Origin of the sequence: Jeotgalibacillus haloalkalitolerans (genome assembly GCF_034427455.1) — a bacterium.
Lineage (GTDB): Bacteria > Bacillota > Bacilli > Bacillales > Jeotgalibacillaceae > Jeotgalibacillus > Jeotgalibacillus haloalkalitolerans.
The window spans coordinates 253,424-270,414 of record NZ_JAXQNN010000002.1; the positions used below are offsets into that span (position 1 = coordinate 253,424).

Sequence of the window (16,991 nt, forward strand, 5' to 3'; positions counted from 1 at the left end):
ATGACTTATTCAAATCCGAATACTGATGGATCTCTAGTAAATTTTAAAGATAAATATGATAACTACATAGGGGGAGAATGGGTAGCGCCTGTCAAAGGCCAATACTTTGATAATCCTTCTCCGGTAGACGGAAAAGTATTTTGCCAAGTAGCAAGATCTACTGAAGAGGATATCGAAAAAGCACTTGATGCAGCGCATGCAGCTAAAGATGCGTGGGGAAAAACGTCTGTCACTGAAAGATCTGTAATTTTAAATAAAATTGCAGACCGGATGGAAGAAAACCTTGAGATGCTGGCAGTTGCAGAAACGTGGGAAAATGGTAAAGCAGTACGTGAGACGCTGAATGCCGATCTGCCGCTTGCAATTGATCATTTCCGCTATTTTGCTGGCGTCATTCGTGCTCAGGAAGGTACATTGGGTGAAATTGATCATGATACAGTTGCTTACCACTTCCACGAGCCGCTTGGCGTCGTGGGGCAGATCATTCCATGGAACTTCCCGCTGTTGATGGCAGTCTGGAAGCTTGCTCCTGCTCTTGCTGCTGGTAACTGTGTCGTATTAAAGCCTGCGGAGCAGACTCCTTCATCAATTTTAGTGCTGATGGAGCTTGTTGGAGATCTTCTGCCTAATGGCGTTGTAAACATAGTAAACGGTTTTGGTCTTGAAGCAGGAAAGCCTTTAGCTTCAAGTAAGCGTATTGCAAAAATCGCCTTTACAGGAGAGACAACAACTGGACGTATGATTATGGAATATGCTTCTCAAAATCTGATTCCTGTTACGCTTGAGCTTGGTGGTAAATCACCAAATATTTTCTTTAAAGACATTATGGACCAGGATGATGAATTTGTAGATAAAGCGGTAGAGGGTCTCTTAATGTTTGCCCTTAATCAGGGGGAAGTCTGTACTTGTCCATCAAGAGCACTGATTCATGAAGACATATATGATGAATTCATGGCCCGTGTTGTAAAACGAGTAAAAGAAATTAACACAGGCAATCCGCTTGATCCTAATACGATGATGGGTGCACAGGCATCAACTGAGCAGATGGAAAAAATCCAATCCTACCTTCAAATTGGTAAAGAAGAAGGGGCAGAGCTCGTAACAGGCGGAGATATTAACAAAAAAGAAGGAGAGTTCGCCGAAGGCTACTATATTCAGCCTACAATTTTTAAAGGAACAAATAATATGAGAATCTTCCAGGAAGAAATTTTTGGTCCGGTTCTTTCTGTGACAACATTTAAAAATGATGAAGAAGCAATGGAAATCGCAAATGACACGTTATATGGTCTCGGTGCAGGGATCTGGACAAGAAATGTCAATACAGCTTATCGTTTCGGAAGAGGAATCCAGGCGGGACGCGTGTGGACTAACTGCTATCACCAGTATCCGGCTCACGCAGCATTCGGCGGCTACAAAATGTCAGGTATCGGCCGTGAAAACCATAAGATGATGCTTGACCACTATCAGCAAACGAAAAATATGCTTGTCAGCTACAGCCCGAAGAAGCTGGGATTCTTTTAAAAAACAGGAGTTGGACAAACGGAAAAAAGCGAGTTAATAACTTCTTATTAAAATTTATCTTAGCGGAAAAATCAAAGAGGCAGAGACATTTTAATGATGTCCCTGCTTCTTTTTTCTTTTCTTAGGAAGGGTGCTTAAGCAAAAATTACAGCATCTGACTGAACAGCTAGTTTAAAGGAAATAATTAAGGGTAAAATTCTGTAAATCGTATTGCTTAGGAGGATGAAGATGGAACATCATTTACAGGCTTATTTTAAAAACGAAAGTGACGCAGAAACCGCTCTGGCAAAATTACAGCGGTGTCCAATCCGGGATGCAAGGGTGGACTCAATTCCTGACACCGACAGTAACCCATTTTTACTACCGGCACTAAGCTTCACTTCCAATTCAACACCCAACACTGGAGTGATCACTGACCGTGATGTCATTAGTCGGGCAGATTCATCTGACACATTTCATTACTTGCTGGAGTTTTATGTGAATGAAAAAGACAGGGAAGAAGCTGTTTCAATTTTAAGTAAAACTGAAGCACACTTAGATAAAGAGGCATACGACAAAATAAGAAATAACTAAGTAAAGCTCTAATAATAACAACGTTATTATTAGAGCTTTACTGTGTAATTGAGTGTCATTTCGGGGTTCAGGTTTACATAATGATATTCCCGTTTATTTATTACTGCATATACATAATCTGCTGTTGCAGCTGCCATTTTTTTAGATGAGTACCCAAAAAGTGAAACAGGGGAGTCTGAACTGACATTTCCGTCAAATGCAATGACAGAGCAGTCTTCAGGGATTTTTAATCCAAGACTTTTCCCTACCACGAAAGTGAGTTCTGCCAGGTTGCGGCTTGAACAAATAATGGCATCTGGTATTGTCTGATCCAGCGTATTTTTAAGGGATGTATAAAGTCTGTCAATATCGTTATTGTTAACCTGCAAATGATTGATTGTGTTAAATTCACTATCTCTTTTAAGGGTACGATAAAGCCAGTCAGAGTGAAATTCACTGAGAATCAATGCAGTCCGGTGACCGGAATGATTAAGCAGGGATGCGGCCTTCAGGGCTGCATCTCTTTTTAACGTGTAATGATTTTTCTCCTGGTCATCAGCATTGCCGCTAAACGGATGATAAACGAAGTCAGTGTTCGGGAATTGAATTTCCTGATCGTCTGCCACAATCACACATGCAACTTTTAATCTCGAGAACATTTCTTTTGCATCATCGTATGAAGACGATGATATGCACGGCAGGAAACCACGCTGTCTTAACTCTCTGCTTACTTCAAGTACATACACTGCATATTGCTGATCAGTGATCTCCGGACAATAGATGCCGACTGCATTAGATTTACCGGTTGCCAGAATTTTTGCAGATGTATTAATCTCATAGCCCATCTCTTTTGCTAAAGCCAGAATACGCTGTTTAGTAGGCTCTTTAACTAATGGACTGTCATTCAAAGCTTTGGATACAGTTGAGAAACTGACATTGGCCTCTCTTGCGATATCTTTAATCGTTACAGTCATGCAATCACCTCGAAATAATAACGTTATTATTAAATCGAGTATAATACGAAAATTGAATAACTACAATTGTTATTAATTTTATTAAAAATAATAACGTTGTTATTTTTAATAAATTAGGTTATTAGCACATGTTCAGAAAATCGTGCATAAGATAAGGGAGAAATGAAAGGAGGCCGCTTTAATGACGGAATACCGTGAGATCATTACGAAGTCTGTGGTGGCAAAAGGGCGTAAGTACGTGAAGTCCAAACATACCGTACAGCCACCCCATAAACCGTCAAGTATACTCGGCTGCTGGATCATCAATCATAAATACGCTGCTAAGAAGTCAGGTAACAAAATTGAAGTGAACGGGTCTTATGAGTTGAATGTATGGTACTCGCATCATCACAACACAAAAACGTCTGTCATCATTGAGAGTGTTTCTTACCGGGATGAAATCAGCCTCCGTTACCGGGATAAAGATGCAAGAAATGACCATGAAGTTATCGCGAGAGTGCTTCAGCAGCCAAACTGTATAGAGGCGGAGATTTCTGAAAAAGGACAGCATATTGTTGTTCATGCTGAACGGGAGATTGCTGCTGAATGTGTCGGGGAAACCAAGGTGTGCGTGGCATTTACGAATGAACATCCGAATGATGATGACTGGGAAGATTATGAGCTTGATGAAGAGCTGGAACATATTAACCAGGATGTATTTGATCATGAGTAAAACACTGTCTCCGGACAGTGTTTTTTAATTTTTCAGGCAAGTAAAGGAGTAAGTGGATCAGGTTCATTTATGCTATACTCTTCACATATAAAATGTTGATGAACGGAGAGAATTGTTTTGACGAAGTATACACCAATGATGCAACAGTACTTAAGAATTAAAGCAGAAGTGCCGGACGCTTTTCTGTTTTTCAGACTCGGTGATTTTTACGAAATGTTTTTTGATGACGCATTAAAAGCATCAAAAGAATTAGAAATCACATTAACTGCCCGCGGTGGTAATAAGGAAGATAAAATTCCGATGTGTGGTGTTCCCTATCATTCTGCCGCTGCATACATAGAAAAACTGGTGGACCGGGGCTATAAGGTAGCTTTATGTGAGCAGACAGAAGACCCGAAACATGCAAAAGGGGTCGTGAAGAGGGAAATTGTTCAGATGATCACGCCCGGTACTGCTGTTGATGCTGTGAATGAAAAAGAAAATCATTTTCTTGGTTCTGCTGTGAAACTTGCAGGCGGCAGGTACAGTATTGCTTATCTGGATTTATCTACCGGAGAATCAAAAGCGTCAGTAGTTGACAGTGAGGAACTATTGTTACAGGAAGTTTCACTGATCAGAGCAAAAGAGCTGATCCTGACTGCTTCTGTGGATGAAGAGCTGATCAGAAAATTTAAAGACAGAGGGATTACTGCGATATCAAAGGTTAATTCAGAAACATTGTCTTTTGATGAATCTTTGCTTTCTTTACTGGAAGGGTCTGATGTAAAACAAGGTATAAGCCTCCTGCTGCATTATACGGCAGATACGCAGAAAAGGTCACTTGATCACTTGCAGAAAACGGAGCAGTATGAAGTAAGTTCCTATCTGCAGATTGATCCGAATTCAAAACGAAATCTTGAATTAACTGAAAATAACCGGAGTGGATCAAAGAAAGGGTCCCTTGTCTGGCTGCTTGATGAGACGGTCACAGCAATGGGCAGCAGACAGCTTAAATCCTGGATTGAGCGCCCGCTTATTAATCAGATACAAATTAATGAACGCCTTGGCTTGGTTGAAAGTCTTAAGCATTATTTTTTCGAGAGAGAATCTTTGCGGGAGCTGCTGCAAAATGTTTATGATCTGGAGCGTCTGGCCGGCAGGGTTGCGTTTGGGTCAATCAGCCCGAGAGATCTTGTGCAATTAAAAAAATCTCTTCAGCAGGTTCCTTTCATTAAGGAAAAGCTGAACGAAATTCCTGATAAAGGGTTAATGAAGAGATCAGATTCAATGGATGCCTGTGCTGATGTAGCAGAACTGCTGGATGCTTCAATTGATGATCAGGCGCCGATTACAATTAAAGACGGAAACTTTATAAAGGATGGCTACTCAGAAGAACTTGATCAGTATAAAGATGCCAGCCGCAACGGGAAAAAGTGGATTGCTGAACTGGAGCAGAAGGAAAGATCACTGACCGGTATTAAATCATTGAAAATCGGATACAACCGCATATTCGGCTATTACATCGAAGTGACAAAAGCAAATCTTTCTTCTTTAAATGACGACCGTTATGAAAGACGCCAGACGCTTGCGAATGCAGAGCGGTATATTACACCGGAGCTGAAAGAAAAAGAAACACTCATCCTTGAAGCGGAAGAGAAATCCGTTGAGCTTGAACATCAGATTTTTCAGGTAATAAAAGAACAGGTAAAAAATGAAATTCCTCGCATTCAGAAGCTTGCTAAAGATATCAGTGAAATCGACGTACTGCAGGCATTTGCCTATATCAGTGAAAAGAGACATTATGTGAAGCCGGTCTTTTCTGAGCAAAAGACTTTAAATATAAAAGAAGGCAGGCACCCTGTTATTGAAAAAGTGATGGATTTAAATGAATATGTCCCGAATTCATGCAAAATGGATGCTGACCGTTCGATGCTCCTGATCACCGGTCCGAATATGTCAGGTAAGAGTACGTATATGAGGCAAGTCGCTTTAATATCTGTAATGGCGCAAATGGGATGCTTTGTTCCGGCAGAATATGCAGAGCTACCTATATTTGATCGGATTTTTACAAGAATCGGCGCAGCAGATGATCTGGTAAGCGGACAGAGTACCTTTATGGTAGAAATGCTTGAGGCAAAACATGCACTTGAGCATGCAACCGAAAACAGTCTCATTCTGTTTGATGAAATTGGCAGGGGAACTTCAACCTACGATGGGATGTCACTGGCGCAGGCGATTATTGAATATGTGCATGATTCAATTCAGGCAAAAACCCTTTTTTCCACTCACTACCATGAACTGGTGGAATTATCATCTAAGTTAAAGCGACTGAAAAATATTCATGTTGCAGCTGCTGAACAGGATGGAAGAGTGATCTTTCTGCACAAAGTTAAGGAAGGGCCGGCTGATAAAAGTTATGGTATTCACGTGGCTGAACTTGCAGAGTTACCTGCCTCACTGATCAGCAGGGCAAATGAATTACTCTCTTTATTTGAAGCGGAAAAAGAAACGGGTGCTGAATCCAGACAGCAGATGACGCTGTTTGATCTTCCTGAAAAACCGGAGCCTGCTGAAAATAAAGTGCTGAAAGAGATACAGAAAATCAATGTGCTTGAAATGACGCCGATGGAAGCGATGAATGAACTGTACAGGCTTCAGAAAAGAGCCGGTAAAATGTTAACGAAATCTTAGCGGAAGGAGGGGCTTTAAATGGGAAATATTCAGCAGCTTGATGAATTTTTAGCGAATAAAATTGCTGCAGGAGAAGTAGTCGAGAGGCCGGCTTCAGTTGTAAAAGAGCTGATGGAAAATGCCATTGATGCCCATTCTACTATTATAGAAATCGATATCGTTGAAGCGGGTTTAACGAGTATCAGAATAAAGGATAATGGGGATGGCATATTAGAAGAAGATCTCCTTACTGCGTTTTCAAGGCATGCTACTAGTAAAATTAAAAATGAGCATGATCTTTTCAGAATCAAAACGCTGGGCTTCAGGGGTGAAGCTTTACCGAGTATCGCTTCTGTCTCTAAGGTGGAAATCACATCATCAACCGGTGAGCAGGGTACGAAAGCGGTGATACATGGCGGTAAGCTGATGGATCAGGTCGCAGCCTCTGCGAGAAAAGGTACTGATATCCGGGTCGAAGAGCTGTTTTATAATACCCCTGCAAGACTTAAATATATGAAAACGATTAATACAGAGCTTGGAAATATAACCGATATTGTTAATCGGCTTGCGCTCTCTCATCCTGAAATTTCAATCAGGCTGATTCATAATGGACGGACGCTTCTTCATACAAATGGGCAGGGGGACATCCGGCAGGTTTTGTCTGCTATATATGGTATTCAGACTGTTAAGAAGATGCTTCCGTTTGAGGGGGAATCGCTCGATTTTAAAATATCGGGATGGGCGGCGCTGCCGGAGGTTACACGCGCCTCTAAAAGTTATATATCTGTGCTTGTAAATGGACGGTATATAAAAAACTACGGAATTACGCAGGCGGTACTTGAAGGCTACCGCACGCTGCTTCCGATTGGCCGGTTCCCTGTCATTTTATTATCGGTGGAAATGGACCCGATTCTTGTGGATGTAAATGTTCATCCATCCAAGCAGGAGGTCAGGTTCAGTAAAGAAAAAGAGCTGCAGCAGGTGATTGCAGATACAATAAAAAAGACCTTCAGAAAAGAAACGTTGATTCCAAGCGGTGTTGAAGAAAAGAAAGAGCCGAAAAAATATAGTGAACAGACTTCATTTCAGTGGGGAACGGCAAATGAGCACCATCCGGAGAAGGATGACTTCAGTGTGGAGCGGGTTCCTGATAAAGAAGAAATGCATCATGAAATCGAACCTGCGCCTTCAGATAATCTGACCCCTGAACTAAATAAAGAAAATATAAAAGTTCACCCTGTTGTTGAAGATGTCAGACGGCATGAACAGCCGGAAAAGAGGATGCCTGAGCTTTCCGTGATCGGGCAGGCCCATGGTACTTATATCATCTGCCAGAGTGAAGATGGCTTATATATGATCGATCAGCACGCTGCGCAGGAAAGAATTAAATATGAGTATTTTAGGGAAAAGCTTGCGCATGACACGGGTGATATTCAGGATCTTCTTGTACCCATAACGTTTGATTTTTCAAATGATCAATTTCTGATTGTTAAAGAAAATCTTCACCTGCTTGAACAATCTGGTGTCATCGCTGAAGAATTCGGTATAAACAGTTTAATTGTCAGATCTCATCCGGCCTGGTTTCCGTCCGGTGAGGAAAGTGAGATTATTGATGAAATGATTGAGCAGCTGCTGAGAGAGAAGAAAATAGACCGGTATAAGCTCAGAGAAGAAATGGCCATTATGATGAGCTGTAAAAGGTCGATTAAAGCGAATCACTATTTAAAAAAAGAAGATATGGAACATTTAATTAACGAATTATCCTGCTGTACAGATCCCTTTACTTGCCCGCATGGCAGACCGGTCATCATTCATTTTTCAACTTATGAAATGGAAAAAATGTTTAAAAGAGTGATGTAATCATCTGCTTTATAAAAGACCTAGGGTGATGAAAGCGAAAGCGCTATCGGTGTAAACACATATATAGCAGAAAAGAAGAAGGTGACTTATGGACTTTGGAGACCAGAAAATACTGCCTGCAATTCATTCTATGAAAGATTTTGATAAAATGCTGAAATATTCTTTTGAATATGGGGTGTTTCTTGATCTGCATGTCGGAATGATTAAAAGCGTGTTTGACTACGCAAAAAGCAGAGACAAAAAAATGTTCCTGCATATGGATTTAATTCAGGGGCTGGCAAATGATGAGTATGCCGCAGAGTTCATCTGTCAGACTGTTAAGCCCTATGGTATTATTTCGACCAGAAAAAATGTTGTGAAAAGAGCACGGGACTTGGATGTCAAAGCAATTCAGCGCACGTTTGTTATCGATTCCAATGCTTACAGGAGAAGTGTTGAACTGATCAGGCAGTCGGATCCTGATTATATTGAATTATTACCCGGTGTCGTTCCGAAAATGATAGAAAGAATTAAATTAGAAACGGGTAAACCGATTATTGCCGGAGGACTGATTGATCATCCTGAGGAAGTTCAGGCTGCGCTCCAGGCTGGCGCGAGTGCCATTACGACATCTTCTAAAGAACTTTGGACATATTTCGGGAAATAGTTTGACAGCGTTTTCAAAAGCTGATAATATAATTCACAAGTTAATAATATGTGAAGAGACCAAGAGACTCACAGATCCTATCGCTTTAATAGAGGGGGGAATCTGTGAGTCTTTTTCTTTTCATAAATTTGGGAGGGTTAGAGATGAATGAATACATCGCAGAGGTAATAGGAACAGCTATCCTAATCTTATTTGGAGGTGGCGTTGTAGCCAACGTCAGCTTAAAGAAATCTCTTGCAGAAGGGGCCGGCTGGTTCGCAATTGCATTTGGATGGGGACTTGGTGTAGCAATGGGTGTCTATGCAGTCGGTCAATTCAGCGGGGCTCACCTGAATCCTGCTGTAACGCTGGGACTTGCGTTTAATGGTGATTTTGAATGGGTGAAGGTGCCAGGGTATATGGCAGCGCAAGTAGCTGGAGCATTTATTGGTGCTACGCTTGTATGGCTGCACTTTCTTCCTCACTGGAAAGCTACTGATGATCAGGGTGCCAAGCTCGGTGTGTTTTCGACAGGGCCTGCAATTCCGCACAATTTCTCAAACCTGTTAAGTGAGTTCATTGGGACATTTATTCTGGTTGTAGGAATTCTGTTTATTGGTGCAAATGATTTTACAGAAGGGTTAAATCCTTTCATTGTAGGTATGCTGATTGTAGCAATCGGTTTATCATTAGGTGGTACGACAGGTTATGCAATCAACCCGGCGCGTGACCTTGGACCGAGAATTGCTCATTTTGTTTTACCAATCAGCGGGAAGGGTAAGTCTAACTGGGGATACAGTTGGATTCCGATTCTCGGACCGGTGCTTGGCGGTTCATTTGGCGGATTATTTTACCGGTACATCTTTTCAGGTGAATTTCACTTGATGTTCTGGATCATGGCAGCGTTAACAGTGCTTTGTCTGGCGGCTGCGTACTTAATTGATAAAAAACAAACTTCATTAATTCAATAAGGAGGAGTTACAAATGGAAAAATACATTTTATCACTCGATCAGGGGACGACAAGTTCCAGAGCAATTCTTTTTAATAAAAAAGGGGAAATTGTGAAAGTTGCCCAGAAAGAATTTGAGCAGATTTTTCCTAAGCCGGGCTGGGTTGAACATAATGCGAATGAAATCTGGGGGTCAATCCTTTCAGTAATCGCTTCAGTTTTATCCGAAGCAGAAGTGAAACCTGATCAGATCGAAGGAATCGGTATTACAAATCAGCGTGAAACAGCAGTTGTATGGGACAAGCATACAGGTATGCCTGTTTATAACGCCATTGTATGGCAGTCGAGACAAACTGCTGATATCTGTAAAGAACTGAAGGATAATGGCTTAAATGATACATTCAGAGATAAAACCGGTTTGTTAATTGATGCATATTTTTCAGGAACAAAGGTAAAGTGGATTTTAGACAATGTAGATGGAGCAAGGGAAAAAGCTGAGAAGGGTGATCTGCTGTTTGGGACGATCGATACATGGCTGATCTGGAAGTTATCAGGCGGAGAAGCACACGTGACAGATTACTCAAATGCTTCAAGAACACTGATGTATAACATATATGATCTGAAATGGGATCAGGAACTGCTGGAGCACTTGACGGTACCTAAATCAATGCTTCCTGAAGTAAAGGCTTCCTCTGAAATTTATGCAAAAACAGCACCTCACCATTTCTTTGGTAAGCAGATTCCGATTGCAGGAGCTGCCGGTGATCAGCAGGCTGCTCTGTTTGGTCAGGCGTGTTATAAATCAGGTATGGCGAAAAATACGTATGGAACAGGCTGCTTCATGCTGATGAATACTGGAGATAAAGCTGTTAAATCGGACAGCGGTCTTCTGACAACACTCGCCTGGGGTATTGACGGAAAAGTTGAATATGCGCTTGAAGGAAGCATATTTGTTGCCGGAAGTGCAATACAGTGGCTGCGTGACGGCTTGCGTATGCTTAAAACAGCAGCAGCCAGTGAGGATTATGCAAAGAGAGTGGATTCTACTGATGGTGTTTATGTCGTACCTGCGTTTGTAGGACTCGGAACACCTTACTGGGACAGTGATGTCAGAGGTGCAGTGTTCGGCCTGACGCGCGGAACGTCTAAAGAGCATTTTGTCCGTGCAGTACTTGAGAGTCTTGCTTACCAGACACGTGACGTTCTTGATGCGATGGAAAAGGACTCGGGTATTGAACTGAAGAAACTCCGCGTTGATGGAGGTGCTGTTCAGAATGATTTCCTGATGCAGTTCCAGAGCGACTTATTAAATGTGCCGGTTGAGCGTCCAGTAATCAGCGAAACAACTGCACTTGGCGCCGCTTATCTTGCGGGCCTTGCCGTTGGTTTCTGGGAAAGCAAAGATGAAATTGCGGATATGTGGAAAACGGATAAAGAATTTGATCCTGTAATGGACACTGAAAACAGTGACCAGCTTTACAGCGGTTGGCAAAAAGCAGTAAAAGCAGCTCAGGCTTTTAAGTAAACCTCAAGTATGATATGATAGATTCAAGTTAATAAACGGGGTAGAGAGCAGAGAGGCCTGGATTCATTATGAGTTTTTTCATATATGGATTCGGTCTCTCTTTTTTTCTACTTTGACAAAAATTACCAAGTGCATTACGGATATAGATTAAAGGAGGATTTTTCATGAATTTTTCAAGTGCAAACAGATTAGAGAAACTGCAGAAGATGTCAGAAGAAGTGTATGACCTGGTTATTATCGGTGGAGGAATTACAGGTGCGGGCATTGCGCTTGATGCTGTTACCCGAGGAATGAAAGTTGCTGTAATTGAAATGCAGGACTTTGCCGGGGGAACTTCGAGCCGATCGACTAAACTGGTTCACGGCGGGCTGCGTTACCTTAAGCAGTTTGAAGTAAAGCTTGTTGCTGAGGTCGGGAAAGAACGAGCGATTGTATTTGAAAATGCACCGCACGTAACATCACCGGAGTGGATGATGCTTCCGATTCACAAAGGCGGTACTTTTGGTAAATTCTCAACTTCAGTCGGGCTGCGTGTCTACGATTATCTTGCTGGTGTGAAAAAGCAGGAGCGCAGAAAAATGCTCAGCGCATCCGAAGCAACCGAGAAAGAACCATTAGTCAAACAGGATGGATTAAAAGGTGCGGGGTATTACGTTGAATACCGAACAGATGATGCACGTCTGACACTTGAAATCATTAAAAAAGCAGTAGAAAACGGTGCTGACTTTATTAATTATGTAAAAGCAGAAAGATTCACTTATGATAAAAAGAAAGTATCCGGTGTTGAAGTAAAGGATCAGCTGACAGGTGCTACCCAGACGGTTCTTGGCAGAAAAGTGATTAATGCAGCAGGACCATGGGTAGATAAAGTCAGAAACAAAGATTACTCAACAAATGATAAAGAGCTTCAGCTGACAAAAGGTGTTCACCTTGTTATTGATCAATCAGTATTCCCGCTGAATCAGGCGCTTTATTTCGATACGCCGGATGGCAGAATGATGTTTGCGATACCGCGTGATGGAAAAGCCTACATCGGGACTACAGATACATTTTACGGCAGTGATAAGGACACAGCGAATCCTAAAATGACTGCTGAAGATCAGCGATATATCTTAGACGCAATCAATTATATGTTCCCGGGAGTGAATGTCACTGAGGAGCATGTTGAATCAAGCTGGGCCGGTGTACGTCCGCTGATTTTTGAAAAAGGTAAGGATCCTTCTGAGATTTCCAGAAAAGATGAAGTATGGGAGCATGATAGCGGTCTGATCACCATTGCAGGAGGTAAACTCACAGGCTATCGTAAAATGGCAGAACACGTAGTTGATCTTGCTGCAGAACGTCTGAAAAAAGAAGGAAAAAAATCATTCGCGAAATGTAAAACGGTTCATCTTCCACTATCAGGCGCTGAATTTGGCGGTTCTAAGAACTACCAGCAGTTTGTTGAAGCGAAAGCAAAGGAAGCAACCCAGTATGGTTTAACTGAGCAGGAAGGTAAAAGAATTGCCGCGTTTTATGGCTCCAATGCAGATAAATTATTTACACTTGCACATGCTGCAAAAGGAATGCAGCTCGAGTCTCCGATGACGCCGGCACTTTATGCTGAAGTCGTGTATGCGATCCAGGAGGAGATGACTGTTAAGCCGGTAGATTTCTTCATCCGCAGAACAGGCCGTCTATTCTTTGATATTAATGCAGTGCACAAGCAGAAGGAAGTTGTGTTAAAATTAATGCAAAACCTGCTTGGTTGGGACGAAGCAACTTATCAGTCATATAAAAATGAACTTGAAAAAGAGCTTCAGGATGCTGTTGAGCCGGTAAAATAAATCGCTCAGAGGTGGTCAAATGAAAGAATCATTTTACACCAGAACATCAGATGGTCAGGATCTCTATACGGTCGTATGGAGATCTGATCAGCCTCATATAAAAGGATCAATACAGCTCTGTCATGGAATGGCAGAGCATATTGGTCGTTATGAGGATTTTGCCTTTAAGTGTAATCAAAACGGCTATCATGTATTTGGTCATGATTGCAGAGGACATGGAAAGACAGCGGAGTTAAGCGGGACGTTTGGAGACTATGGACAGGGAGTAGATTTTAACCGGCTGGCTGAAGATGTTATCGAAATTAAAGAATGCTGTATGGCAAGTGGTCCGGTATATCTGATAGGTCACAGCATGGGTTCGTTTATCAGCCGGAGAGTTATTCAATTATACTCATCATCCTATAAGGGTGTCATTCTGTCAGGATCAAATGGACCGATGGGCATCATTAGTATTCCGGCAAATTTAATCGCGTCAGTAATGAATACCTATCAGCCGACAGCTAAAGCAAAATTGCTGAATCATTTATCGTTTGGCAGCTATAATCAATCTTTTCCTGATTCAAAAACACCATTTGACTGGCTTTCATCAGATGAAAGAGCAGTACAGCAATATATTGATGATCCGATGTGCGGATTTGTAACGACGAACAGATTTTATAAAATACTATTTAATGGAATTGGTATGATTTATAATAAAAAGGCAATATCTGATATCCGGAAAGACCTTCCGATGTTATTTATCAGTGGGGAAGACGACCCGGTCGGAGACTTTGGGAAAGGAATATTTAAATCTGCTCAAATGTATCAAACCGCAGGAATTCAATCAGTTGAAGTACAGCTTTATGAAAACGGACGACATGAAATGCTGAATGAGCATAATTCAGATCAGGTTATTGAAGAGATGTTGAAGTGGATTAAAAAGATAGAGGGATAAAATGAACAAACAAGTAATTGTCATTGCAGGACCAACAGCAGTTGGGAAAACAGAGCTCAGCATACAATTGTCAAAAGCAATTAATGGTGAGGTAATTAATGGAGACGCGATGCAGGTTTATAAAGGACTGGATATCGGAACGGCCAAGATCAGGCCGGAGGAAATGCAGGGTGTACCTCATCACCTGTTTGATATAAAAGAACCTGACCAGTCTTTCTCGGCAGCTGAATATCAGCGGACGGTAAGAAATAAAATCAGTGAAGTGCATAAGCGTGGAGCGGTACCTGTATTGACCGGCGGAACCGGACTGTATATTCAGTCAGTCTTATATGATTACAATTTTTCTGATAAAGGGAAAAATGAAGAGGTCAGGGCAAAATTAGAAGAAGCGCACCTGCAGGGTGTTGATTTACATACTCAACTGCGCGGATTGGATCCTGTTTCTGCTTCAGAAATTCATCCGAATAATATCAGGCGTGTCATCAGGGCACTTGAAATCATAGAGACAACCGGAATGACGCCTGCAGAATTAAAAGCTACTCAAAAACCAGAAGCGGTTTATGATCATGAATGCATCGGTCTTGATATGGACCGGGACCTGTTATATGACCGGATTAACATGAGAGTTGATAAGATGATTGAAGAAGGTCTGGTCGAAGAGGTCAGAAAGCTTTATCAGGATGGTATTCGGGACGTCACGTCTGTTCAGGCGATTGGATACAAAGAACTATATGCCTATTTTGATGGAAAAGTAACTTATGAAGAGGCGATTGATCGCATTAAACAGAATTCAAGGCGCTATGCTAAAAGACAATTAACCTGGTTTCGCAACAAAATGAGCTTTAAGTGGTTTAACATGACAGAAAACAGAGAAAAAAAGATTAAGGAAATAATCGAATATTTTGCAGGAATTTAGTCATTCGAGGCGAACATGATAGAGACAGTCAATTTTAGGAGGCGCTCAGATGAAACAAGCTGTTAACATTCAGGATCAGGTTTTAAATCAATTAAGAAAAGAAAGTACTTTTGTGACGGTATTCCTGCTGAACGGATTCCAGATCCGCGGACAGATCAAAGCGTTTGACAGTTTCACTGTAATGCTTGAATCAGAGGGTAAGCAGCAATTAGTATACAAACATGCGATTTCAACATTTGTTCCTTCGAAGAATGTTGTCATTCAAACTGAAGCAGAATAAAAAGGTGCGCCATGTGGCGTGCTTTTTTTCGTTATTCATTTACTTGTTTCCCCCTCATATAATAAAGGAGGAACTTTATTAAGGGGTGAATTATGAACGGGCAGGTTAAATTTATCATCAGCCAGAAACATTCATCTCAACAGTTTGAAAGCCAGGAATGGCAGAAAATAGAGCATGCGTTTAAGCAATTTGTCGGACTGGAACATATTAAAGAAACGCTGAAATCGATTGCTGCGTGGGCTGTCATTAATCAAAAACGCGAAGAATTCGGTTTGAAAACCGAAAAGCAGTCTCATCATATGCTTTTTTACGGAAATCCGGGTACGGGAAAAACGACTGCTGCGCGAGTGATGGCTACGCTGTTGAAAGAATTGAATATTCTTGAAAGAGGTCATCTGGTTGAAGCTGAGCGTGCTGACCTGGTAGGTGAGTATATTGGGCATACGGCAGTCAAAACAAGAGAGTTGATCAAAAAAGCAGAAGGTGGAATCCTTTTTATTGATGAAGCCTATTCATTGTCACGCGGTGGGGAGAAGGACTTTGGGAGAGAAGCAATTGACACGTTAGTGAAGCATATGGAAGACAGCAGTGGCCGGTTTATCTGTATTCTGGCGGGATACAAGAGAGAGATGAACGGCTTTTTACGGATGAATACCGGATTGAAAAGCCGTTTTGCACATTTATTATACTTTCCTGATTATACTTTAAATGATTTAAATCATATTGCCGTAAACATGTTTAATATTAAAGATTATAAGTTGTCTAAACCTGCGGGTGACCGTTTGTTGCGCAGCATGAGAGAAATGGGTGATATCTCAGGAAACGGACGTTTTGTCAGGAATTTAACCGAATTTATCATCAGGGCTCAAGCTGTTCGTTTATTAAAATATGAAGAACTCACAAAAAAAGACTGTATGTACATTTCCGAGGATGATGTGTTGAAAGGGATTGAAGGATACAAAAAAGATAAGCAGGATCATCAGTGATCCTGCTTAAGAGTGTGCTGTATGAATGGATTTAAACGGTAATCTCCATTTATAAATATAAGATAGAATCCTTAATGTGGTTGTAACGATAAATAGTATATAAAGCTGCCATGGTTCGGATGCGATGCCCAGACCTACAGCAAACCCTGCAAGAATGGCCCATGCAGCATAAATTTCCGATCTGAGAACGAGCGGCTTTCTGCCTGCGAGTAAATCCCGGATGATTCCGCCGCCGCTTCCTGTAAGAACTGCTGCAACGATGACTGCACTTAAAGGATGATTCATTTCCACCGCATAAAGAGCGCCCTGTATTGCAAAGGCTGCGAGTCCCATTGCATCAAAAATGTTTCCCCAGCGTTTCCAGTGCTTCAGTAAATTATGCGGAAAAAGAAACACCGCTGTGATCGACAGGAGTGCAACCTGAAAAAACATGCCCTGCTCCCATAAAGCGGAAACTGGAACCCCTATTAATAAATTTCTGATCGCGCCACCACCAAAGGCTGTGACAATACCGAGTATATAAACACCTAAAATATCGTATTCTTCTTCCATTGCGATAATCGCGCCGGATATTGCAAAAGCAATTGTGCCAATCATACTTAAAACTTCCCAGGTCAACGATTATCCTCCTGCCTTCCGCTTGAATTGAGCCAAAGTTGATTGTATCATGAATCGAACGCA

15 protein-coding genes are annotated in these 16,991 nt (G+C 41.6%); 13 read left to right on the forward strand and 2 right to left on the reverse strand.

Annotated features, from left to right (window positions below):
* Entirely contained in the window at positions 1 to 1,521 is a 1,521-nt protein-coding gene (gene adh / locus UFB30_RS06115; RefSeq protein ID WP_322420804.1) for an aldehyde dehydrogenase, read from the forward strand.
* 228 nt (positions 1,522 to 1,749) lie between these two features.
* Positions 1,750 to 2,094 carry a hypothetical protein gene (locus tag UFB30_RS06120; RefSeq protein ID WP_322420805.1) on the forward strand — a complete coding sequence of 115 codons (345 nt, stop codon included), beginning with the start codon at positions 1,750 to 1,752 and terminating at the stop codon, positions 2,092 to 2,094.
* Positions 2,095 to 2,123: 29 nt separating this feature from the next.
* On the opposite strand, the gene UFB30_RS06125 is transcribed toward UFB30_RS06120, so the two are convergent.
* Positions 2,124 to 3,047 (reverse strand): LacI family DNA-binding transcriptional regulator, encoded by a 924-nt coding sequence (locus UFB30_RS06125; protein WP_322420806.1) that lies wholly within the window; start codon positions 3,045 to 3,047, stop codon positions 2,124 to 2,126.
* Positions 3,048 to 3,228: 181 nt separating this feature from the next.
* Here UFB30_RS06125 and cotE point away from each other — a divergent pair, with 181 nt between their 5' ends.
* The 11 genes from cotE to UFB30_RS06180 all read left to right on the forward strand — a co-directional run bounded on the left by cotE (position 3,229) and on the right by UFB30_RS06180 (position 16,310).
* Complete coding sequence (cotE, locus tag UFB30_RS06130) at positions 3,229 to 3,759, forward strand: outer spore coat protein CotE (RefSeq protein WP_322420807.1); 531 nt, start codon at positions 3,229 to 3,231, stop codon at positions 3,757 to 3,759.
* 117 nt (positions 3,760 to 3,876) lie between these two features.
* Positions 3,877 to 6,429, forward strand: a complete 2,553-nt coding sequence (gene mutS, locus UFB30_RS06135; protein WP_322420808.1) for a DNA mismatch repair protein MutS — start codon at positions 3,877 to 3,879, stop codon at positions 6,427 to 6,429.
* A gap of 18 nt (positions 6,430 to 6,447) precedes the next feature.
* The gene (mutL, locus tag UFB30_RS06140) at positions 6,448 to 8,268 is read left to right on the forward strand and encodes a DNA mismatch repair endonuclease MutL (RefSeq protein WP_322420809.1); all 1,821 of its coding nucleotides are present in this window, start codon (positions 6,448 to 6,450) and stop codon (positions 8,266 to 8,268) included.
* 88 nt (positions 8,269 to 8,356) lie between these two features.
* Positions 8,357 to 8,914, forward strand: a complete 558-nt coding sequence (locus UFB30_RS06145; protein WP_322420810.1) for a glycerol-3-phosphate responsive antiterminator — start codon at positions 8,357 to 8,359, stop codon at positions 8,912 to 8,914.
* Between the two features lie 143 nt (positions 8,915 to 9,057).
* Positions 9,058 to 9,864: an MIP/aquaporin family protein gene (locus UFB30_RS06150; protein WP_322420811.1), complete on the forward strand. Its 807-nt coding sequence runs from the start codon at positions 9,058 to 9,060 to the stop codon at positions 9,862 to 9,864.
* Positions 9,865 to 9,877: 13 nt separating this feature from the next.
* Entirely contained in the window at positions 9,878 to 11,368 is a 1,491-nt protein-coding gene (gene glpK / locus UFB30_RS06155) for a glycerol kinase GlpK (RefSeq protein ID WP_322420812.1), read from the forward strand.
* 164 nt (positions 11,369 to 11,532) lie between these two features.
* Positions 11,533 to 13,194 (forward strand): glycerol-3-phosphate dehydrogenase/oxidase, encoded by a 1,662-nt coding sequence (locus UFB30_RS06160; protein ID WP_322420813.1) that lies wholly within the window; start codon positions 11,533 to 11,535, stop codon positions 13,192 to 13,194.
* 19 nt (positions 13,195 to 13,213) lie between these two features.
* Positions 13,214 to 14,128: an alpha/beta hydrolase gene (locus tag UFB30_RS06165; RefSeq protein WP_322420814.1), complete on the forward strand. Its 915-nt coding sequence runs from the start codon at positions 13,214 to 13,216 to the stop codon at positions 14,126 to 14,128.
* A 1-nt stretch (position 14,129) separates the two neighbouring features.
* Positions 14,130 to 15,044 (forward strand): tRNA (adenosine(37)-N6)-dimethylallyltransferase MiaA, encoded by a 915-nt coding sequence (miaA, locus tag UFB30_RS06170; RefSeq protein WP_322420815.1) that lies wholly within the window; start codon positions 14,130 to 14,132, stop codon positions 15,042 to 15,044.
* A gap of 49 nt (positions 15,045 to 15,093) precedes the next feature.
* Complete coding sequence (gene hfq, locus UFB30_RS06175) at positions 15,094 to 15,324, forward strand: RNA chaperone Hfq (protein ID WP_322420816.1); 231 nt, start codon at positions 15,094 to 15,096, stop codon at positions 15,322 to 15,324.
* Between the two features lie 92 nt (positions 15,325 to 15,416).
* Entirely contained in the window at positions 15,417 to 16,310 is an 894-nt protein-coding gene (locus UFB30_RS06180; protein ID WP_322420817.1) for an AAA family ATPase, read from the forward strand.
* A 6-nt stretch (positions 16,311 to 16,316) separates the two neighbouring features.
* Here the strand turns inward: UFB30_RS06180 and UFB30_RS06185 are convergent, their stop codons facing one another.
* Positions 16,317 to 16,928, reverse strand: a complete 612-nt coding sequence (locus UFB30_RS06185) for a trimeric intracellular cation channel family protein (RefSeq protein WP_322420818.1) — start codon at positions 16,926 to 16,928, stop codon at positions 16,317 to 16,319.
* Between the last annotated feature and the right edge of the window lie 63 nt (positions 16,929 to 16,991).